The organism is Acinetobacter sp. WCHA39, from assembly GCF_002165385.1.
Taxonomy (GTDB): Bacteria; Pseudomonadota; Gammaproteobacteria; order Pseudomonadales; family Moraxellaceae; genus Acinetobacter.
In genome coordinates, this window is record NZ_NHRP01000001.1 from 92,944 (window position 1) to 114,099 (window position 21,156).

General features: G+C 39.5%; 16 protein-coding genes and 1 pseudogene. 12 read left to right on the forward strand and 5 right to left on the reverse strand.

Going from position 1 to position 21,156, the window contains the following annotated elements:
* Window positions 1-63: 63 nt before the first annotated feature.
* Complete coding sequence (gene gltA, locus CDG56_RS00425; RefSeq protein ID WP_005161757.1) at window positions 64-1,338, reverse strand: citrate synthase; 1,275 nt, start codon at window positions 1,336-1,338, stop codon at window positions 64-66.
* A gap of 900 nt (window positions 1,339-2,238) precedes the next feature.
* On the opposite strand from gltA, the gene sdhC reads away from it, so the two are divergent.
* From sdhC to sucD, 9 genes are all read left to right on the forward strand, one after another.
* Entirely contained in the window at window positions 2,239-2,640 is a 402-nt protein-coding gene (sdhC, locus tag CDG56_RS00430) for a succinate dehydrogenase, cytochrome b556 subunit (protein ID WP_018676974.1), read from the forward strand.
* Entirely contained in the window at window positions 2,640-3,005 is a 366-nt protein-coding gene (gene sdhD / locus CDG56_RS00435) for a succinate dehydrogenase, hydrophobic membrane anchor protein (protein ID WP_087546575.1), read from the forward strand. Before sdhC ends, sdhD begins: the two co-directional genes overlap by 1 nt.
* A gap of 12 nt (window positions 3,006-3,017) precedes the next feature.
* Window positions 3,018-4,913: a succinate dehydrogenase flavoprotein subunit gene (sdhA, locus tag CDG56_RS00440; RefSeq protein ID WP_087546576.1), complete on the forward strand. Its 1,896-nt coding sequence runs from the start codon at window positions 3,018-3,020 to the stop codon at window positions 4,911-4,913.
* A gap of 14 nt (window positions 4,914-4,927) precedes the next feature.
* Window positions 4,928-5,638 carry a succinate dehydrogenase iron-sulfur subunit gene (locus CDG56_RS00445; RefSeq protein ID WP_005161752.1) on the forward strand — a complete coding sequence of 237 codons (711 nt, stop codon included), beginning with the start codon at window positions 4,928-4,930 and terminating at the stop codon, window positions 5,636-5,638.
* Between the two features lie 740 nt (window positions 5,639-6,378).
* A complete protein-coding gene (locus tag CDG56_RS00455) occupies window positions 6,379-9,219 on the forward strand; it encodes a 2-oxoglutarate dehydrogenase E1 component (protein ID WP_087546577.1) in 2,841 nt (946 codons plus the stop codon).
* Window positions 9,219-10,415, forward strand: coding sequence for a 2-oxoglutarate dehydrogenase complex dihydrolipoyllysine-residue succinyltransferase (gene odhB, locus CDG56_RS00460; protein WP_087543331.1), 1,197 nt, complete (start codon window positions 9,219-9,221; stop codon window positions 10,413-10,415). The genes CDG56_RS00455 and odhB overlap by 1 nt, the downstream gene beginning before the upstream one ends.
* Before the next feature lie 59 nt (window positions 10,416-10,474).
* Window positions 10,475-11,908 (forward strand): dihydrolipoyl dehydrogenase, encoded by a 1,434-nt coding sequence (lpdA, locus tag CDG56_RS00465; RefSeq protein WP_087546578.1) that lies wholly within the window; start codon window positions 10,475-10,477, stop codon window positions 11,906-11,908.
* 136 nt (window positions 11,909-12,044) lie between these two features.
* On the forward strand, window positions 12,045-13,211 hold the full coding sequence (sucC, locus tag CDG56_RS00470; RefSeq protein WP_087546579.1) for an ADP-forming succinate--CoA ligase subunit beta: 1,167 nt from the start codon (window positions 12,045-12,047) through the stop codon (window positions 13,209-13,211).
* Window positions 13,212-13,223: 12 nt separating this feature from the next.
* Window positions 13,224-14,114: a succinate--CoA ligase subunit alpha gene (gene sucD / locus CDG56_RS00475; RefSeq protein WP_004664438.1), complete on the forward strand. Its 891-nt coding sequence runs from the start codon at window positions 13,224-13,226 to the stop codon at window positions 14,112-14,114.
* A 121-nt stretch (window positions 14,115-14,235) separates the two neighbouring features.
* Here the strand turns inward: sucD and CDG56_RS00480 are convergent, their stop codons facing one another.
* From CDG56_RS00480 to trpS, 3 genes are all read right to left on the reverse strand, one after another.
* Window positions 14,236-15,942, reverse strand: coding sequence for a flotillin family protein (locus tag CDG56_RS00480; protein WP_087546580.1), 1,707 nt, complete (start codon window positions 15,940-15,942; stop codon window positions 14,236-14,238).
* Window positions 15,943-15,972: 30 nt separating this feature from the next.
* Entirely contained in the window at window positions 15,973-16,617 is a 645-nt protein-coding gene (locus CDG56_RS00485; RefSeq protein WP_087546581.1) for a YqiJ family protein, read from the reverse strand.
* Window positions 16,618-17,042: 425 nt separating this feature from the next.
* On the reverse strand, window positions 17,043-18,056 hold the full coding sequence (trpS, locus tag CDG56_RS00490) for a tryptophan--tRNA ligase (RefSeq protein ID WP_087543340.1): 1,014 nt from the start codon (window positions 18,054-18,056) through the stop codon (window positions 17,043-17,045).
* Window positions 18,057-18,221: 165 nt separating this feature from the next.
* Between trpS and CDG56_RS00495 the strand changes: the two genes are divergently transcribed.
* The 3 genes and pseudogenes from CDG56_RS00495 to CDG56_RS16830 all read left to right on the forward strand — a co-directional run.
* The gene (locus tag CDG56_RS00495) at window positions 18,222-19,145 is read left to right on the forward strand and encodes a DUF808 domain-containing protein (protein ID WP_087546582.1); all 924 of its coding nucleotides are present in this window, start codon (window positions 18,222-18,224) and stop codon (window positions 19,143-19,145) included.
* 42 nt (window positions 19,146-19,187) lie between these two features.
* Complete coding sequence (locus CDG56_RS00500; RefSeq protein WP_005161727.1) at window positions 19,188-20,081, forward strand: neutral zinc metallopeptidase; 894 nt, start codon at window positions 19,188-19,190, stop codon at window positions 20,079-20,081.
* Between the two features lie 18 nt (window positions 20,082-20,099).
* A pseudogene (locus CDG56_RS16830) lies at window positions 20,100-20,229 on the forward strand (IS5/IS1182 family transposase); the annotation flags it as partial.
* Between the two features lie 276 nt (window positions 20,230-20,505).
* Here CDG56_RS16830 and CDG56_RS00505 read toward each other — a convergent pair.
* Window positions 20,506-20,943, reverse strand: a complete 438-nt coding sequence (locus CDG56_RS00505; RefSeq protein ID WP_046738777.1) for a universal stress protein — start codon at window positions 20,941-20,943, stop codon at window positions 20,506-20,508.
* Between the last annotated feature and the right edge of the window lie 213 nt (window positions 20,944-21,156).

Below are 21,156 nucleotides of genomic sequence, written 5' to 3' on the forward strand. Positions count from 1 at the left end.
ATTTTTTGTGCATAAAAAAGCTGCCATTTGGCAGCTTTTTTAACATTAATTTTAAAAATAAAATTAACGTTTGATGTCGCGTTGAGTCGAGCCTGTGTAAAGCTGACGTGGACGACCGATCTTGTAAGGACCGCTGTGCATTTCTAACCAGTGGCTGATCCAACCAACAGTACGTGCAAGAGCGAAAATTACAGTAAACATTTCTGTTGGGATACCAATCGCTTTTAAGATGATACCTGAGTAGAAGTCTACGTTCGGGTAAAGCTTACGCTCTACGAAGTACGGGTCGTTCAATGCAATACGCTCAAGTTCCATAGCAAGCTGCAATTGTGGATCGTTGATGCCTAATGCTTCAAGAACTTCGTCACAAGTTTGCTTCATTACTTTAGCGCGAGGGTCAAAGTTTTTGTAAACGCGGTGACCGAAGCCCATAAGCTTCACTTCTTTACGTTTTACTTTTTCCATGAATTCAGCAACGTTTTCAACGCTACCAATTTCATCTAACATTTTAAGTACAGCTTCGTTTGCACCACCGTGAGCAGGTCCCCAAAGTGCAGAGATACCAGCAGAGATACATGCATATGGGTTCGCACCAGTAGAACCAGCAAGACGAACTGTAGACGTAGATGCATTTTGCTCGTGGTCAGCATGAAGCGTAAAGATACGATCCATTGCACGTGCAAGAACAGGATTTACTTTGTAGTCACGATCAGCAGGCGTAGCAAACATCATGTGCAAGAAGTTTTCTGCATAACCTAAGTCATTACGTGGGTAAATGAATGGTTGACCTACAGTGTACTTGTAGCTCCACGCTGCAAGCGTAGGGATTTTCGCGATTAAGCGAATTGCAGTAATTTCACGATGGTTAACATCTTCGATGTCTAAACCGTTGTGATAAAACGCAGATAATGCACCTACTACACCAACCATGATTGCCATAGGGTGAGCATCACGACGGAAACCATTGAAGAAACGGCTTACTTGGTCATGAACCATAGTGTGGTTGCGAACTTTAGCATCAAATTCTGCTTTCTGTTCAGCATTTGGAAGCTCGCCATTTAATAATAAGTAGCAAGTTTCTAAATAGTCTGCTTGAGTCGCTAATTGATCAATCGGATAGCCACGGTGTAATAACACACCTTTGTCACCATCAATGAATGTGATCTTAGATTCGCAAGCAGCTGTCGCCATAAAACCAGGATCGAAAGTAAAATGACCAGATGCTAATACATCTTTAACGTCAATTACATCTGGGCCCAATGTGCCGCTGTAAATTGGTAATTCAATTTCTTTGCCATCAAGCTGTAATACGGCTTTTTTGCCAGTTGCTGCAGACATTCAATAGATCTCCTGTCCTGGTGAATGATTATCTGACTCGAAATCCTAATCTTGTCATGTGCGAATCAGACGGTGTCAAAATTTGCTATAAGATTAGTGGCTACTAAAATTTTGTCAATTATACTTAGGGATAAAAAATAACGTTATTGCAGTCAACTAGTCATTTAGTATCAAAGAAAAAATTGAGTAAAATCACAGCATCGGTCGAGTATGATATGTCAAATCAGGTTTGAGGTGCATAAAAAAAATGAAGCACCAGTACAATTGTAAGTAAATTTTTATCCGAGTTATATTTTGGTGCTTAAAAAATAAATACTTACCACAATTCAAAAGCCTATATATCTCAGGGTTTAGAATTAACTATCCATTAAAAAATAGATTAAAAGTTTTATATATTGAGTCATAATTGATTCATTATGGTGCGATTAACTGTATAAAAAATAGCTTATTTTTTGTGGCTAATTGGTGTGAGGAAACAGATTATTGATCCCTGATATTTAATATATAAATGAGGGATATTATTTTCGCCTATATTTAAGATTGTATTTTTTGATTAATTTTTAGACATTAAGTGGAGTGTTATTGAAATATATTAGAAATAATTTTGACAAAAAATTTAGTAAACTAAAAAATAATAACTTATATTTTATTTTTATATAACAGTAATATATTGGGTTTTATTGCTGTTTCCAACGCAGCTTAAACACGCATTAAATGTGAATGATTCTTATTTCATTGGATTTTCGACTAAAGCGAAAACTGATTGTTTGTATTTTGATATTTCACGTTTTATAATTCGTTGTCGTTATATAGGTTAGGCGTGCATTATGCTTGCCTGACTATGCCAGCTTTCCTTTGAATTAATTCAAACAAACTCCAGATGGAGTTTCTACCTACAGGATGCCCGCTGTGAAAAGCAACAGACCTGTCAATTTGTCCATGGGTCAGGTGTTAGCGGTAAATTTACGCTCACCCGTGGCTATTGCATCAATTCTACACCGTTTATCAGGTGTAATCGTTTTCTTATTAGTCGCTGTTCTTTTGTGGATTTTGGATAAATCTTTATCTTCACCAGAAGGATTTGACTACGTTAAAAATGTCGTTTTCGGAAATATCTGTGTACGTTTTATCGTATGGGTATTTGTAGCTGGCTTAATTTTTCACTTCATTGCTGGGGTAAAGCATTTACTTGCTGATCTCGGTTTTGCTGAGGAACTTCAAAGCGGTCGTATCGCAGCTACTATTTCATTGATCTTGTCTGCGATTGGTATTCTCGCGGCATTTGTATGGATTATGTTCTGATGAAAAGTGCTACAGGTTTAACAGGTTCAGGTTCTCGCGATTGGTATATCCAACGTGTCAGTGCTGTAGTTTTGGCTGCTTACACTGTGGTGATGTTCGGTTGGATCTTGTGTAATAGCGGATTCGGTTACGAACAGTGGGCTGGCTTTATGTTGACTCTACCAATGAAGATTTTCTCTTTATTGGCAGTATTGTCACTTGTTGCTCATGCTTGGATTGGTATGTGGCAAGTCTTTACTGATTATGTAACGACTCGTCAAATGGGTTCTTCGGCTTCAGGTTTACGCCTTGTACTCACTACAGCTGTCATTATTTCAGTGTTCGTGTACGCAATCTGGGGTATCCAGATTTTCTGGGCAAATTGATAGGAAGAGATCATGGGCGCAATTAACCCTAAAGAAGATTATTCAAATATTCAAAACCTCACTTTCGATGCAGTTATTGTTGGTGGTGGTGGTTCTGGTATGCGTGCTTCTTACCAACTTGCTCAAGCTGGTTTAAAAGTTGCAGTATTGACCAAAGTATTCCCGACACGTTCGCATACTGTTGCTGCTCAAGGCGGTATTGGTGCATCGTTAGGTAACATGCAAGAAGATAACTGGCATTATCACTTCTATGACACGGTTAAAGGTTCGGATTGGTTAGGCGATCAGGACGCAATCGAGTTCATGACACGTGAAGCGCCAAAAGTTGTTTATGAGCTTGAACACTTAGGTATGCCGTTTGACCGTAACGAAGATGGTACGATCTATCAGCGTCCATTTGGTGGTCACTCTGCAAACTACGGTGAAAAAGCTGTACCACGTGCGTGTGCTGCTGCTGACCGTACAGGTCATGCATTACTTCATACTTTGTATCAAAGTAACGTAAAAATGGGTACTCAGTTTTACGTTGAATGGATTGCATTAGACCTAATCCGTAACGAAGCAGGTGATGTTCTTGGTGTAACCGCAATTGACCAAGAAACAGGTAATATTGCAGTATTCCAAGCGAAAGCGACTTTATTTGCTACTGGTGGTGCTGGTCGTGTTTATCGTGCATCAACCAATGCTTATATCAACACTGGTGATGGTCTTGGTATGGCTGCTCGCGCAGGTATTCCATTACAAGATATGGAATTCTGGCAATTCCACCCAACGGGTGTTGCGGGTGCGGGCGTATTGTTAACTGAAGGTTGTCGTGGTGAGGGTGGTATCCTTCGTAACAAAGACGGCGAACCATTCATGGAACGTTATGCTCCAACTTTAAAAGACTTGGCGCCACGTGACTTTGTATCACGTTCAATGGACCAAGAAATTAAAGAAGGTCGTGGTTGTGGTCCTAAGGCGGATTATATCTTGTTAGATATGACGCATTTGGGTGCTGAAACGATTATGAAACGTCTACCATCTGTATTTGAGATTGGTAAGAAGTTCGCAAACGTTGACTGTACCAAAGAGCCAATTCCAGTTGTACCAACAATCCATTATCAAATGGGTGGTATTCCTACGAATATTCATGGTCAAGTGGTTGTACCACACGGTGTTGAAGAGGGTGAATTCTCTGCGCACTATAATAAAGATACCAAAGAGTATTCTTATAAAGGTACACGTGACTATGTGAAACCAGTAAAAGGTTTCTATGCGATCGGTGAATGTTCTTGCGTATCAGTACATGGTGCAAACCGTTTAGGTACAAACTCATTGCTTGACCTTGTGGTATTTGGTAAAGCAGCGGGTGAACACATCATTGACTACGTGACTAAACATCATGGTGATGACTATCAACCGCTTCCGACTGATGTGTTGGAAAACACATTAAAGCGTATTCGTAAGTTAGATGATTCAACCACGGGTGAAAATGCGCAAGAAGTTGCTGATGCAATCCGTGACATCGTACAAGATCACGCAGGTGTATTCCGTACTCAAGCATTGCTTGATAAAGGCGTAAAAGAAATTCTTGCGATTGAGCCACGTGTTCGTAACATTCATTTGAAAGACAAATCTAAAGTATTTAACACAGCACGTGTTGAAGCATTGGAAGTTGAAAACTTGTATGAAGTTGCAAAGGCGACTCTAATTTCTGCTGCTGCACGTAAAGAATGTCGTGGTGCGCATACAGTTGTTGACTATGAGTTAGCACCTGATCACCCAACTTATTCATACGGTCGCCGTGATGATGAGTGGATGAAGCATACTTTATGGTATTCATCAGACAACCGTCTTGAATATAAGCCGGTACGTTTCAGCCCATTAACGGTTGAAGCAATTGAACCTAAGCCACGTACATTCTAATCGGGAGAACAAAGATGAGTAGAGGTACTCGTACATTCGAAATCTACCGCTATGATCCTGATAAGGATAAAGCGCCGTACATGCAAACTTTCAAACTTGAGTTAACCGATAAGCACCGTATGTTGCTTGATGCGTTACTTGCGTTGAAAGTACAAGATGAGTCATTAACATTCCGTCGCTCTTGCCGTGAAGGTATTTGTGGTTCGGATGGTGTGAACATCAATGGTAAAAATGGTTTAGCGTGCTTGTGGAATTTGAACGATTTACCAGAGAAGATTGTGATCCGTCCTTTACCTGGTTTACCAGTGGTAAAAGATTTGGTTGTAGACATGAACCAGTTCTATGATCAATATGACAAGATCCAACCGTTCTTGATTAACAATCAGCCTGCACCAGCAAAAGAGCGTTTACAGTCTCAAGCAGATCGTGAACATCTTGATGGTTTGTATGAATGTATTCTATGTGCATGTTGTTCAACATCATGCCCATCATTCTGGTGGAACCCTGATAAATTCCTCGGACCATCTGCATTGCTAAATGCTTATCGCTTTATCATTGACTCTCGTGATACCGCAACACAAGAGCGTTTGGCTCGTTTAGACGACCCATTCTCTTTGTTCCGTTGTAAAGGGATCATGAACTGTGTATCAGTTTGTCCTAAAGGTTTAAACCCGACGAAGGCAATTGGTCACATTCGTAATATGTTGTTAGACCAAGCTGGTTAATACAGTTTTCTGACATGTGAAAAGGGAACTTTTTAAAAGTTCCCTTTTTTATTTTGTTTAAATCCTTTTTTGTGTTGGGGGGTGCAAGGCTTATTATCGAGTCCTTAAAAAATATTATTGAGTGTTGAAATTTATAAATTTTGAGCTTAATAAAAATGACTTGGATGAATAGGAAAAATGAATGATCTATTTTTAGGCGCTCTGCATAATGTTTGTGCAAGAATTGTAGAAAATCTTTAACTTTGGTCGATAAGGGTGCAACAATTATAAAAAGGGCGGTATATTAGAATATAATTAAGAATGTGTATTTCGCTGCTTTATAGATGGTATGTGTCAAAAAAATCAATTCGTACATGAGAACATGTTACGATTTCTGCCACGACCCGAAGCAAAAAATAAGCATATTCCTGATGTTATATCGCTCTAATGCTTACCAATTGTATGGGTATAGTTTGGGTTAAAGTCAATTTAGAAAAGTTAATATTTTTGTTAATTTTTCTAAAATGGTTTGCAAAAAATTGCTCGATTTTATCGAGTATAAGGATGAGTTATGTGCTTTGAATTGAAAGTGCATAGCTCATTTATTACATCAAAAGGAATACTCCTGATGTGTAGTGATAATGTCTCAAGGTTGGATGATCTTGAGTAGTAGTGTCATGTTACCAATTTGATACTATGAATCATGGGTGTGCTTAAAAGGCAACCTGTATTATTTTTTGCAATAGGAAATGGGTCCAAAAATGCAAGAAGTTGCTGACGCACTGCGTCTTGACACTGAACTTTCCGCTGATAGTGCAGCGTATATTGAAGAGCTTTACGAACAGTACCTAACTTCTCCAACCTCAGTGTCAGAGGATTGGCGTGAATATTTCGATAAATACCCTAAAGGTGATCAACCACACGGCAGTGTGCGCGAGCAATTCCTCCTTTTGGGTCGTAATTCAAACCGAGTTCAACCTGTTGTACAAAGCACTGTAAGTACAGAACATGAGCGTCGTCAAATTGGTGTATTACAACTGATTGCTGCTTATCGTAACCGTGGTCATCAAAAAGCCAAACTTGATCCATTAGGCCTTGCGAAACGCGAAGAAGTTCCAGATCTTGATTTATCTGCACACGGTTTAACCAAGTCTGATTTAGATACTGTATTTAATACAGGTAACCTCGCAATTGGTAAAGCAGAAGCAACATTGTCTGAAATGGTTGAATCCATGGAAGCAATTTACTGCTCTTCAATCGGTGCAGAATACATGCATATCGTTGATACCAAAGAAAAGCGTTGGATTCAACAACGTTTGGAAGGTGCTCGTGGTAAATTCAACTTTACCAATGATCAGAAAAAAGGTTTTCTTGAGCGTTTAACCGCTGCGGAAGGCTTAGAGAAATATCTTGGTAATAAATTCGTTGGTGCAAAACGTTTTGGTGTAGAAGGCGGTGAGTCTTTTATTCCAATGATGAATGAAATCATTCAACGTGCAGGCAGTGTCGGTTGTAAAGAAGTTGTGATCGGGATGCCACACCGTGGTCGTCTCAACCTTCTTGTGAACATCATGGGTAAAAATCCAGCGGATCTTTTTGGTGAATTTGAAGGCAAGAGCCTACATAAAAAAGGTTCTGGTGACGTTAAGTATCACCAAGGTTTCTCTTCAAACGTAATGACTCCGGGTGGCGAAGTTCACTTAGCATTGGCGTTTAACCCATCGCACTTAGAGATCGTTGGCCCGGTTGTTGAAGGTTCGGTTCGTGCACGTCAAGTTCGTCGTAAAGATATTGGCGGCGATGACGTTCTTCCAGTGATTGTACATGGTGATGCTGCATTTGCGGGTCAAGGTGTAAACCAAGAAACCTTCCAAATGTCACAAACACGTGGTTACACAGTGGGCGGTACCGTTCACATCGTGATCAATAACCAAGTGGGCTTCACAACTTCTGATCCGCGCGATACACGTTCTACAGAGTATTGTACTGACGTTGCGAAGATGATTCAGGCGCCGATTTTCCATGTGAATGGCGATGATCCTGAAGCTGTGATTTTCGTAACTCAGCTTGCACATGATTTCCGTCATACTTTCCGTAAAGATGTCATCTTAGACTTGTTCTGCTACCGTCGTCGTGGTCATAACGAAGCGGATGAACCATCTGCAACTCAACCATTGATGTATCAAGTGATCAACAAGAAAGCAACAACACGTACGTTGTATGCTGATCAATTGGTTCAAGAAAAAGTGCTTGATCGTGCAAGTGCTGATGCCATGGTTGAAGGTTATCGCTCTGACTTAGAAGCAGGTAATCATGTTGCCAATGCTTTAGTTCGTGAACCAAACAAAAAAATGTTTGTAGATTGGTCGCCATATTTAGGTCATGAATACACAGATATTTGGGATACAACTTTTAGCATCGATCGTCTAAAAGAACTTGGTTTGAAAATGAATACATTACCAGAAGGTTTTGTATTACAGCGTCAAGTTCAGAAAGTGATCGAAGATCGCGTGAAGATGCAAACAGGTGAAATGCCACTCAATTGGGGTGCTGCAGAAACTCTAGCTTATGCATCTTTGCTTGACGATGGTTTCCTTGTGCGTATCACGGGTGAAGATGTGGGGCGTGGTACATTCTCGCACCGTCATGCCAAATTACATAACCAAGTCGATGGTTCGGTTTATATTCCACTTTGCCATATTAAAGAAAATCAGCCTCGTACTGCGGTCTATGACTCTTTGTTGTCAGAAGAAGCAGTGCTTGCATTTGAATACGGCTATTCAACGACATTGCCAAAAAGCTTAATCGTTTGGGAAGCTCAATTTGGTGACTTCGCAAACTGTGCACAAGTTGTTATTGACCAATTTATCGCTTCGGGTGAAACCAAGTGGGAGCGTGTGTGTGGTCTAACCATGTTGTTACCACACGGTTATGAAGGTCAAGGTCCAGAACATTCATCTGCACGTTTAGAGCGTTTCTTACAGCTTTGCGCTGAAGACAATATGCAAGTGATGACACCGACAACACCAGCGCAGATTTTCCATGCATTGCGTCGTCAAGCGGTTCGTCCGATTCGTAAGCCAATGATTGTAATGTCACCAAAATCATTACTCCGTCATAAACTTGCGACTTCAACTTTAGATGAATTAGCAAACGGTTCATTCCAAACTGTGATTGATGAAGTTGATCAAATCAATAAAGCTGATGTGACTCGTTTAGTTCTTTGTGGTGGTAAGGTTTATTACGATTTACTCGAAAAACGTCGTGAGCTTGGTCTAAACCATATTGCGATCGTTCGTATCGAACAATTGTATCCATACCCAGAACAACGCTTAGCTGAGGTTATGGCTCAGTATTCAAACATTCAAGAACTTGTTTGGGCACAAGAAGAGCCGAAGAACCAAGGTGCTTGGTTATTTATCGTTCCTCGTTTATATGAAGACGTTCTTAAATCAGGTAAACAAATTCGTATTAGCTATGCTGGTCGTGACGCATCTGCCGCACCTGCTTGTGGCTCGCCATACTTGCATGCAAAACAACAAGCTCAGCTTATCAATGACGCACTTGCGATTGAAGTTGAACAATCAGGAGATTCTAAATAATGGCAACCGAAATTAAAGCACCGGTATTTCCAGAGTCAGTTGCTGACGGTACGATCGCAACTTGGCACAAGAAAGTAGGTGAACCTGTATCACGTGATGAAGTGATCTGTGACATTGAAACCGATAAAGTTGTTTTAGAAGTGGTTGCTCCAGCTGATGGTAGCTTAGTTGCAATCATCAAAGGTGAAGGCGATACAGTTCTTTCTGACGAAGTGATTGCTCAATTCGAAACTGGTGCTGTTGCTGCGGCTGCTCCTGAAGCTGCTGCACCAGCAGAAGCGGCGCCTGCTGCATCTGCCCCTGCGGTGGCTGCATCAACTCAAGCAGTTGATCAAAACCAAGCGCCTGCAGTTCGTAAAGCATTATCTGAAACTGGTATCAATGCTGCTGACGTTCAAGGCACAGGCCGTGGTGGTCGCATCACTAAAGAAGATGTTGCTAGTCATCAAGCTAAACCTGCTGCATCAGTTCAACCATTAAGCGTTGCTGTCGGCGAGCGTATCGAGAAACGTGTTCCAATGACACGTTTACGTAAGCGTGTTGCTGAGCGTTTATTGGCTGCGACACAACAAACTGCAATGTTAACAACGTTCAACGAAGTTAACATGAAACCAATCATGGAAATGCGTAAGCAATATAAAGATGCTTTCGAAAAACGTCATGGTGCACGTTTAGGCTTTATGTCTTTCTTTGTTAAAGCAGCAACAGAAGCTTTAAAACGCTATCCAGCTGTAAATGCGTCGATTGATGGTGATGATATTGTTTATCACGGTTTCTATGACATCGGTGTAGCAGTTTCTTCTGATCGTGGCTTAGTTGTGCCAATCCTTCGTGATACTGATCGTATGAACTATGCTGAAGTAGAAGGTGGTATTGCTGCATATGCTGCTAAAGCACGTGAAGGTAAATTATCGATCGAAGAAATGACTGGCGGTACGTTCACGATCACGAACGGCGGTACTTTCGGTTCATTGCTTTCAACACCTATTTTAAACCAGCCACAAACTGCAATCTTGGGGATGCATAAAATCCAAGAACGTCCTATGGCGGTAAATGGTCAAGTTGAAATCTTGCCAATGATGTACTTAGCACTTTCTTATGACCACCGTTTAATCGATGGTAAAGAAGCTGTAGGTTTCCTTGTAACAATCAAAGAATTGTTAGAAGAGCCAGCTAAACTCATTCTTGATCTTTAATACTACATATATTGCCTCCCATATAAAGTGATCCTTTATATGGGATTTTGGAGATAAAAATGTCTCAACAGTTTGATCTTGTTGTCATTGGCGGTGGTCCTGGTGGTTATGAAGCAGCGATTCGTGCAGCTCAACTTGGTTTCAAAGTCGCTTGTATCGAAAAACGTATTCACAACGGTAAGCCATCTTTGGGTGGTACATGTTTAAACGTGGGTTGTATCCCTTCTAAAGCATTGCTTGACTCTTCTCACCGTTATGAAGCAACAATTCATGAGCTTGCTGAACACGGTATCACGACTGGCGAAGTTAAATTTGATTTAGATACTTTGTTAGCACGTAAAGACAAAGTTGTAGATCAATTGACGGGTGGTGTTGCTCAATTACTGAAAGGTAATGGTATCGAGTGGTTACAAGGTACGGGTAAATTACTTGCAGGTAAAAAAGTAGAATTCACACCCTTTGAAGGTGAAGTACAGGTTTTAGAACCTAAATATGTCATTCTTGCGACTGGTTCTGTACCTGTAAATATTCCAGTAGCTCCAGTTGATGAAGACTTAATCGTTGATTCTACTGGTGCATTAAAATTTCCAGAAGTTCCTAAACGTCTTGGTGTGATTGGTGCAGGTGTTATTGGTTTAGAACTTGGTTCTGTATGGCGTCGCCTTGGTTCAGAAGTTGTTGTGTTTGAAGCATTAGATGCTTTCTTACCAATGGCAGACAAAGCATTGGCGAAGGAATATCAAAAAATCTTGAAAAAACAAGGTTTAGATATCCGTATCGGTGCAAAAGTTTCTGGTACTGAAACCAATGGTCGCGAAGTAACGGTTAAATATAACCAAGCTGGCGAAGACAAAGAACAAGTTTTTGACAAGTTAATCGTTTGTGTCGGCCGTAAGGCATATGCAGAAGGTTTATTGGCAGAAGATTCTGGCATTAAATTGACTGAACGTGGTTTGGTTGATGTGAATGATCAGTGTCAAACATCTGTTGAAGGTGTTTACGCGATTGGTGACTTGGTACGCGGTCCAATGCTTGCTCATAAAGCAATGGAAGAAGGCGTAATGGCAGTTGAGCGTATTCACGGTCATGCTGCTCAAGTGAACTATGACACAATCATCAGCGTTATTTATACACATCCAGAAGCTGCTTGGGTTGGTTTAACTGAAGAACAAGCTGCTGAAAAAGGTCACGAAGTTAAAGCAGGTCAATTCCCGTTTGCGGTGAATGGTCGTGCGTTGGCTGCTGGTGATACTGCTGGTTTTGTGAAGTTCGTTGCTGATGCAAAAACTGACCGTTTATTAGGTATGCACGTTGTGGGTCCAAATGCATCTGATATCGTACATCAAGGTATGATCGCACTTGAGTTTGTATCTTCAATTGAAGACCTACAATTAATGACTTTTGGTCATCCAACTTTCTCAGAAGTTGTACATGAAGCCGCGCTTGCTGTTGATGGTCGTGCCATCCACGCGATTCAACGTAAACGTAAATAACAAAATAAGTGTGGTTCGCCACACTTTTTAATTAATGATGGTTGAAATAAAAACAATCATTTACTCAACTTGTAACAGTCTATAATTTATAATATATCTAGACTGTATGACAATAAACTACATAGTAGGTAACTGAATGAACTTACATGAATATCAAGCTAAAGCATTATTGAAAAAATATGGTATGCCAGTACAGGAAGGTATCTTGGCAACAAATGCAGATGAAGCCGTTGCTGCGTTTGAACAGCTTGGTGGTAAATTTGCTGTAATGAAAGCACAAGTTCATGCTGGTGGTCGTGGTAAGGCTGGCGGTGTAAAAGTTGCGAAATCAAAAGAAGATGTTATCGAATTTGCAAACAATATTATTGGTACGCGTCTTGTAACCTATCAAACAGATGCAAATGGCCAACCAGTAAATAGTATTATTGTTGCTGAAGATGTATATCCAGTTGAGCGTGAGCTTTATTTGGGTGCGGTTGTCGACCGTTCTAGCCGTCGTATTACTTTCATGGCTTCTACCGAAGGTGGTGTAGAAATCGAGAAAGTTGCAGAAGAAACACCTGAAAAAATTATTAAAGTTGAAGTCGATCCACTTGTTGGCTTACAACCATTCCAAGCACGTGAAGTTGCATTTAAATTAGCATTAAAAGATAAACAAGTTGGTCAATTTGTTAAAATCATGACAGCTGCATATCAAGCATTTGTAGAAAATGATTTTGCTTTATTTGAAATTAACCCACTTTCAGTACGTGAAAATGGTGAAATTTTGTGTGTTGATGCAAAAGTAGGCATTGACTCAAATGCGTTATACCGTTTACCAGAAGTTGCTGCTTTACGTGATAAATCTCAAGAGAATGAGCGTGAATTAAAAGCATCTGAATTTGATCTTAACTATGTTGCTCTAGAAGGTAATATCGGTTGTATGGTGAATGGTGCTGGTCTTGCAATGGCAACGATGGATATCATCAAACTTTATGGTGGTCAACCTGCAAACTTCCTTGACGTTGGTGGCGGTGCAACCAAAGAGCGCGTAATCGAAGCGTTCAAAATCATTCTTGCTGATACGTCTGTTCAAGGTGTTCTAATCAACATCTTCGGTGGTATCGTACGTTGTGACATGATTGCTGAAGCAATTATTGCAGCGGTTCAAGAAGTAAATGTCACTGTACCCGTTGTTGTTCGTTTAGAAGGTAACAACGCTGAGTTAGGTGCTAAATTACTTAATGAATCAGGTTTGAAATTAATTTCTGCGAATGGTTTATCCGATGCCGCAGAAAAAGTTGTAGCTGCAGTGAAAGCGTAAGGAGTATCAATCATGAGCGTATTAATTAATAAAGACACTAAAGTATTGGTACAAGGTTTTACTGGTAAAAACGGTACTTTCCACTCTGCACAAGCTTTAGACTACGGTACAAAAGTTGTTGGTGGTGTTACTCCGGGTAAGGGTGGTACAACTCATCTTGAACTGCCTGTATTCAACACGATGAAAGAAGCGGTACGTGAAACAAATGCGGATGCATCTGTTATTTATGTACCAGCACCATTCGTTTTAGACTCAATCGTTGAAGCGGTTGACTCAGGTGTTGGTTTAATCGTTGTGATCACTGAAGGTGTTCCAACCATCGACATGCTGAAAGCGAAACGCTACTTAGAAACTAACGGTAACGGTACTCGTTTAGTTGGTCCTAACTGCCCAGGCGTGATCACTCCGGGTGAATGTAAGATCGGTATTATGCCTGGTCACATCCACCAACCTGGTCGTATTGGTATTATTTCACGTTCAGGTACATTGACGTATGAAGCGGTTGCTCAAACAACTAAGCTTGGTTTAGGTCAATCTACTTGTATCGGTATCGGTGGTGACCCAATCCCAGGTATGAATCAGATCGAAGCGCTTCAATTGTTCCAAGACGATCCAGATACTGATGCAATCATCATGATCGGTGAGATCGGTGGTACAGCGGAAGAAGAAGCTGCTGAATTTATCAAATCTAACGTGACTAAACCTGTAGTTGGTTACATCGCTGGTGTAACTGCGCCTAAAGGTAAGCGTATGGGTCACGCTGGTGCGATTATTTCTGGTGGTCAAGGTACTGCTGAAGAGAAATTCGCTGCATTTGAACGTGCGGGAATGGCTTACACGCGTAGCCCAGCTGAGCTAGGTTCTACTATGTTGCAAGTGCTAAAAGAGAAAGGTTTGGCGTAATACGTTAGATTTTAATCTTTAAAAAAACCCCAATAGAAATATTGGGGTTTTTTATTGATCAAGTTTTTGATTTTCATAAAAAAGAGCCTTATTACTAAGACTCTTAATAGATCGAAAATACTTATTCAGCTTTAGGTTTCAACCCTTGAGTTAAACCATTGATATCACCGCCTTGTAAACCTAACTCACTCATTAAGCTATCAATTAACGGTGCTTGTGAACGGTAGCGTAGGGCGCTATTCACAACCTGATCAGACAAAGAAGTTTGACTACTTTCTATTGTTTCACCTGATGCAAAACCACCTGCAAAGCTACTTAAACCATTCACCTGTAAAATTTTGATGTCATCAATATTTTCCATTGGTTTCACACTTTCACGAATGATTTCAGGTAAGTGTTTAAGTAATGCCAGACGAACTTGCATTTCCACTTGTTCAGCAGAAAGGGTATTGGCGGCTTCATTGACTGCACGAGCACCTTCCGCATCAACTTGATATTGTTTCTCTAAGGCTTGAGCAAGCAAGATTTTAGCATCGGCTTCACCTTTCGCTTTTAAGCGAATTTTTTCAGCTTCGGCTTCAGCAGCAATACGTACAGCTTCTGCTTCATCAGCAGCGGCTTTCTTACCTGCATCAGCAGCTACGGTAATGGCAATTGCTTCTTTCTCGGCAGTCTGTTTGGCTGCAACTAGTTCAACCGCTTTTTGACGTTCAGCACGTTGTGTTTCACGTACCGTTACAACTTCTTCTTCGGCTTTTACGGCTTCGGCACGGGCTTTATCTGCTTGGGCTTTGGCTTCTGATTCTGCACGAGATTTTTCAGCAATCGCAATGGCACGATCTTGTTCAGCCAATTCAATGGTTTTCTTTTGTTCAACCTGTGCTTTTTGAATCAATTGTGCTTTTTGAATATTTTCATTTTCTACATCACGAGCCGAAGCAATACGTTTGATTTCAACTTCACGTTCAGCAGCAATACGGGCTTCTTCTGCTTCACGCTTTTTAGCCGCTTCCTGAGCAGCAATTTCAGCACTTTGTTCGGCCTTGCGAATTGAAATTTCACGTTCCTGCTGTAGCTTGGCATATTCTTCTTCACGAGAAATTTGTAGTCTTGCCTGTTCTGCTTGCAGATTTTTCGCACGAATCGCCAGATCAGCATCCTGCTCAATGTCGTTACGCTTTTTACGACGATCTTCGATGGTTTCAGTTAGTTTGGTTAAACCTTCTGCATCAAAGGCGTTTTGTGGATTAAAGAATTTAAAACTGGTCTGGTCTAAACCAGTCAATGACACTGTTTCAAGTTCTAAACCATTTTTAGATAAATCTTCAGAAACGACTTGCTGAACCTTTTGTACAAAGTCCACACGTTTTTCATGCAGTTCTTCCATTGCCATCTCAGCAGCAACAGCACGTAAAGAGTCAACAAATTTGCCTTCAACCAAGTCTTTCAATTCTTGAGGTGACATGGTTTTTCGACCTAATGTTTGGGCTGCCGTTGCAATTGATTCACCAGTAGGTTTGACTCGAACATAGAATTCAGCCATGACATCGACACGCATACGATCACGAGTGATCAGTGCTTGATCTGCTGCCCGTTTAACTTCGAGGCGCAGCGTATTCATATTCACAGGAATAATTTCATGTAAAACAGGGAGGACAATTGCTCCTCCGTTCAAAATAACTTTTTCACCTCCAAAACCTGTTCGTACAAAGGACACTTCTTTGCTGGAACGGGTATATAGGCGAGCAATCACGACGCCGATAAAAATGAGTGCTGCAAAAATAATACCGGTGATGATTAAAATTTCAGTCAATGCTGAACTCAACATTTAAAACCCCTCATTAAATTAATATATAAATTAAGCACTAATTGCTTGGAATCCAATTTTTGTTCTTTGGGTTAAAATCACATCTTGCCCTTGATAAAAAATAATATCTAACTCGGGTTCAACCAAGACATAATGGGTTTGACCGAATTGATCTTTTACCTTGGCTTGAGCAGGGGAGTTTTGTTTGGCTTGTCCTAAAATAATTTGTGCTGTACGACCAATCAGTTCATCACTATGAATGGCTGTGGTTTCATCTTTTGGAATAATTTTACTGATCAATGCTGCACTTGTTCTCACTAGTGGCATACATAAAAATAAACACATAGGAGCAATGATCCAAGCAGATAAATAATGCTCTGTTAAGTGGAAAAAAATATCCTGAATAATGAGACCTGTGAGTGAGTAGACCGTTAAAAAGATAATTAACCAAATGAGAAGAGGAACTTTTCCTAGATAAAGCCACTCTAAAAGCTGAGTAAAAATACCGTTAGTATGTTCAATAGAAATATCGGCATGATCAACATCAACTAGACTGTCTGGTAAAAATTGATCAATGAAACTACTACTACCGCCAAATAATAATAAAATTAATTCTAGAGCACCTATAAATAGGCATAGCATTAATGAAATACTAAAAACAATGTTTGATGGATGTGTTAATAAATCCCATATCATTTGTATTACTCTTATTTCTTTTAGAGATAATGAATAAAATTTTTATAAAAATAAATCATTTATAAGATTAAATGTAACTTGATTTAATTTCAACCCAAATCATTAATATTATTAAAAACAAAAAAAAACGCAATGATTGGGGTAGTCATTGCGTGAACAACGAATCTGCAGAAACAGTTTCGGTTGAAAGAAGAAATGTCATGAGATTAGTGTTTACTGATCTACTTGGCTATAGTACAAAAAAACCTGACAGAGTTCATAGGTATTCATGTAAACTAGTGTTAATGGATGTTAAGGGATGTTAATAGGTGACAAAAATTGTTAGTTTTAGATAGGTGTTAAAAGTTCTTAAATTGAACTCAAATCAAATGGTTAAATAAAAAAAGCCTAAATACTAGGCTTTTTTGCGATAAAAGTAACGTAAATTAGAATTTAAACAAACCTAATCCGCTTTTCACTTCATCTAATGTTTGCTGAGTAATGTCACGGCATTTATGTGTACCATGTTTTAAAATGTCCATAATATAATCAGGATCTTTTTCAAGTTCAGCTCTGCGTTCACGAATCGGCAGGATCAATTCTTTGAGTACACCTTCTAGGCGTTTTTTCACCGTACCATCACCTAAACCACCACGACGATAATGCGCTTTTAGTTCTTCGATTTCTTCTTTATTTGGATCAAACGCATCAAGGTAAGTAAATACAATATTACCTTCGACTTGACCTGGATCCTCAATTCTTAAGTGATTTGGATCGGTATACATTGCGTTGACTGCTTTTTTAATGTCTTTGTCAGAAGCATTCAGCACAATAGTATTACCTAAAGATTTAGACATTTTTGCTTTACCATCAAAACCAGGTAAGCGTCCCATATTCGATAATAATGCTTTACACTCAGGTAATAAGTCATGACCAATTTGGCGGTTAACGCGACGTACAACCTCATTGGTTTGTTCAATCATTGGGATTTGATCTTCGCCAACAGGTACTACAGTCGCTTTAAATGCGGTAATGTCTGCTGCTTGAGCCACTGGATAACATAAAAAGCCAGCAGGAATATCTCGTTCAAAACCACGCATTTGAATTTCTGACTTAATGGTTGGATTGCGTTCTAAACGAGCAACCGTCACAAAATTCAGATAGAGCATGGTCAGTTCATTGAGAGCAGGCAAGCATGATTGGACACAGATCGTTGTTTTGGTTGGATCAATACCAACAGCCAAATAATCTAATGCAACTTGAAGAATATTATTACGGACTTTATCTGGATTATCAGCATTATCAGTGAGTGCTTGAGCATCTGCTAATAAAAGGTGTTGATGATGACTGTCTTGTAAACCAACACGAGAGCGTAATGAGCCAACAAAGTGTCCAAGATGAAGTTGTCCAGTAGGGCGGTCGCCTGTCAAGATGATTGGACGTTGATCAGCATTACTCATGATATATTCCAAGATTCAGTAGTTTCATAAATATAAAGATTGATATTATTGTACGGGAAATAAAATTTTTTCGTCAGCGATTGCTTAAACTTTTTCTTAAAATAATGTTGTGAATTTATTGAGGAATTCTACAATAGCGAAATAAATACAAACTAGGAAATAAAAATGGCGAGTGGATTATTGTTATTACTCGATGATATTGCAACGATTTTAGATGATGTTGCGGTAATGAGTAAGATGGCTGCAAAAAAAACAGCAGGGGTGTTGGGTGATGATTTAGCACTAAACGCGCAGCAAGTCAGTGGTGTACGTGCAGATCGAGAGTTGCCTGTGGTATGGGGAGTTGCTAAGGGTTCTTTCGTTAATAAACTTATTTTGGTTCCATTAGCATTACTGATTAGTGTAGTTGCACCTTGGTTAATCAATCCTTTATTAATGATTGGCGGCTTATTTCTATGCTATGAAGGAGTAGAAAAAGTTGTACACATGCTCCAGCATAAAAAAGCAAAAACAGCTGAGGAAGCCAGTGAAAGCTTGGAACAGATCGAAATAGATTTAGACAAGTTTGAAAAAGAAAAAGTAAAAGGTGCGATACGTACCGATTTTATTTTATCTGCTGAAATTGTGGTGATTTCGTTAGGTACAGTTGCAACAGCAGCATTTATGACTAAAGTGACTGTATTGAGTGTGATTGCAATCGTAATGACCGTAGGTGTTTATGGTTTTGTTGCAATGATTGTGAAAATTGATGATTTAGGCTTATATTTAACACATCAAGCATCTGCGTTTAAAAATAAAATAGGTCGTGGTCTACTCGCATTTGCTCCTATTCTAATGAAAACATTATCTATTGTTGGAACGGTTGCAATGTTTTTGGTAGGTGGTGGAATTATTTCGCATACAGTTCCTTTATTACATCATTTTACTGAAGAAACTGTTGACCATTTAGAGTTGATTCCAAGTTTTGGTTCAATTATTGGTGCCTTGACACCAACATTGATTAATTTAGGAATCGGCTTTATTGCAGGTGCGATTGTATTAATGGTTGTTATACTTATTCAAAAATTTTGGTCAAAAGCATCTGCATAAATAAAATGCTCAATCACCATCATTATCATATGTGAGGTTAATATGCGTTGGAAAGGTCGTCGTGTCAGTACCAATGTTGAAGATCGTCGTGGTGGTGGCGGAGCAAAAGCAGGTGGTATCAGTATTATAGGTTTGATCGTTGCATTTGTTGCGTGGAAGTTTTTTGGAGTAGACCCACAACAAGCCTATCAAGCAACTCAAGCGGTTACCAGTGCTCAGTCTTCACAACAGGGTGTTGCGCCACAAAATTTAACTGCTGAACAGAAAGAGGCAAGTGATTTTGTTGGAACTATTCTTGCGGATACAGAAGATACTTGGACGCCGATTTTTCAAAAACTTGGCATGACTTACACGCCACCACGCTTAGTTTTGTTTAGCGGTGTCGATAAATCAGCTTGTGGTAGGGCACAAGCAGCGATGGGGCCGTTTTATTGTCCTGCTGATCAAAAAGTTTATATCGATACTGCTTTCTTTAAAGATATGCGCCAGCAAATGGGTATTTCTGGTGAGCAGAATCAGACAGAACTTTCTCGTCAAGATCAAGCAGGGGATTTTGCACAGGCTTATGTTATTGCGCATGAAGTCGGGCATCATATTCAAAATCTATTGGGCATCTCTGGTCAAGTACAGCAAGCACGTGCACAAGCTAGCCAAACACAAGGAAATCAGCTTTCTGTCCGTTTAGAATTACAGGCAGATTGTTTTGCTGGTATCTGGGCGCATCAGAATCAACAACGCACTCAATTTTTAGAACAGGGTGATATTGAAGAAGCAATGGATGCTGCCGAGAAAATTGGCGATGACTATTTACAACGTAGAGCTACAGGTCAGGTTGTTCCGGATAGTTTCACACATGGCAGTAGTGAACAACGAATGCACTGGTTTCAGCAAGGTCTGAAATCTGGAGATATCAATCAATGTGATACTTTTAAGTAAAAACGATGAATATTTGTTCTTAAATTATTAGGCGATAAACTCTGCTCAAGGAATTTTGATAGTCAAGTGAATGAGATTCATGCACGCATAGCAGTCCTCAACAGATTTGCGGAATTAGGTCGACCCACTTACCCAAGTTACGCCTTAAATTTAGCTCAATTAGGGGGCTTTACATTTCAAATCTGTGTGCAAAAAAGCCCTTAAGTACTAAAGATACCAATGGTGTACTGAATGATCTTAAGAAAGAAAACATTCAAGCAAATACACAGTCACTGATGATTGTTTCTACGACTGAGTTACCAAAAGAAGTTTTACAAAAAGCAAAACCTATTGAATTAAAAACTCAATAATCAAAAAATAACCCTTATGAAACTTAAGGTTTCATAAGGGTTGCGATGTCTTCTAAAACTAAAAATCAGAATATTTAACGTACGACCAAAACAGGGATATGGCTTTCACCTAATACTTTTTGAGCTACGCTGCCTAAGATAAATTTTTTGAAACCAGTCCGACCGTGTGATCCCATAATAATCAGATCAGCACCTAAGTTCTGTGCAGCACTGATAATTTCCCCATTTACAGAGAAGCCTTCCAACACTTGAGTTGCGACTGTCAATCCTAAAGCTTCAAATTTCTTTTCCGCTTTGGTTAAATTTTCTTGAACGTAGCTACGAACACGCTCTATCAATTCATTACTTTGACCGAGTCTAAGGTATGCATCTGCCAAATATGGGTCTAAAGTCATCACTTCAACCACAGTGATTTCACTATTTAGGGCTTTTGCAAGTTGAGCTGCTTGTTGAATGACATTATCGGAGATTTCAGAGTCATCAATTGCAACCAAGATTTTTTGATAAGACATGGTTATTACTCCTTATTATTACAATTTTAAATTAAATAAACTTAAGTTTTTTGTGCAAATTACGATCTATGTTTTTATATTACCTGTATTTTTCATGAAATAAAACCTAGTAAATTTATAGGAATATTTTTCAAAAAAACATTTAAATAGTAAGCTAAATAAGGTAGTTGCTAATTTATTTTATATATCTGATATAGATATAAGAATAGTTAT

Excerpts from the sequence above, each read along its gene's own strand:
- gltA (WP_005161757.1), bottom strand. The coding sequence starts at position 1,338 with ATGTCTGCAGCAACTGGCAAAAAAGCCGTATTACAGCTTGATGGCAAA.
- sdhC (WP_018676974.1), top strand. The coding sequence starts at position 2,239 with ATGCCCGCTGTGAAAAGCAACAGACCTGTCAATTTGTCCATGGGTCAG.
- sdhD (WP_087546575.1), top strand. The coding sequence starts at position 2,640 with ATGAAAAGTGCTACAGGTTTAACAGGTTCAGGTTCTCGCGATTGGTAT.
- sdhA (WP_087546576.1), top strand. The coding sequence starts at position 3,018 with ATGGGCGCAATTAACCCTAAAGAAGATTATTCAAATATTCAAAACCTC.
- CDG56_RS00445 (WP_005161752.1), top strand. The coding sequence starts at position 4,928 with ATGAGTAGAGGTACTCGTACATTCGAAATCTACCGCTATGATCCTGAT.
- CDG56_RS00455 (WP_087546577.1), top strand. The coding sequence starts at position 6,379 with ATGCAAGAAGTTGCTGACGCACTGCGTCTTGACACTGAACTTTCCGCT.
- odhB (WP_087543331.1), top strand. The coding sequence starts at position 9,219 with ATGGCAACCGAAATTAAAGCACCGGTATTTCCAGAGTCAGTTGCTGAC.
- lpdA (WP_087546578.1), top strand. The coding sequence starts at position 10,475 with ATGTCTCAACAGTTTGATCTTGTTGTCATTGGCGGTGGTCCTGGTGGT.
- sucC (WP_087546579.1), top strand. The coding sequence starts at position 12,045 with ATGAACTTACATGAATATCAAGCTAAAGCATTATTGAAAAAATATGGT.
- sucD (WP_004664438.1), top strand. The coding sequence starts at position 13,224 with ATGAGCGTATTAATTAATAAAGACACTAAAGTATTGGTACAAGGTTTT.
- CDG56_RS00480 (WP_087546580.1), bottom strand. The coding sequence starts at position 15,942 with ATGTTGAGTTCAGCATTGACTGAAATTTTAATCATCACCGGTATTATT.
- CDG56_RS00485 (WP_087546581.1), bottom strand. The coding sequence starts at position 16,617 with ATGATATGGGATTTATTAACACATCCATCAAACATTGTTTTTAGTATT.
- trpS (WP_087543340.1), bottom strand. The coding sequence starts at position 18,056 with ATGAGTAATGCTGATCAACGTCCAATCATCTTGACAGGCGACCGCCCT.
- CDG56_RS00495 (WP_087546582.1), top strand. The coding sequence starts at position 18,222 with ATGGCGAGTGGATTATTGTTATTACTCGATGATATTGCAACGATTTTA.
- CDG56_RS00500 (WP_005161727.1), top strand. The coding sequence starts at position 19,188 with ATGCGTTGGAAAGGTCGTCGTGTCAGTACCAATGTTGAAGATCGTCGT.
- CDG56_RS00505 (WP_046738777.1), bottom strand. The coding sequence starts at position 20,943 with ATGTCTTATCAAAAAATCTTGGTTGCAATTGATGACTCTGAAATCTCC.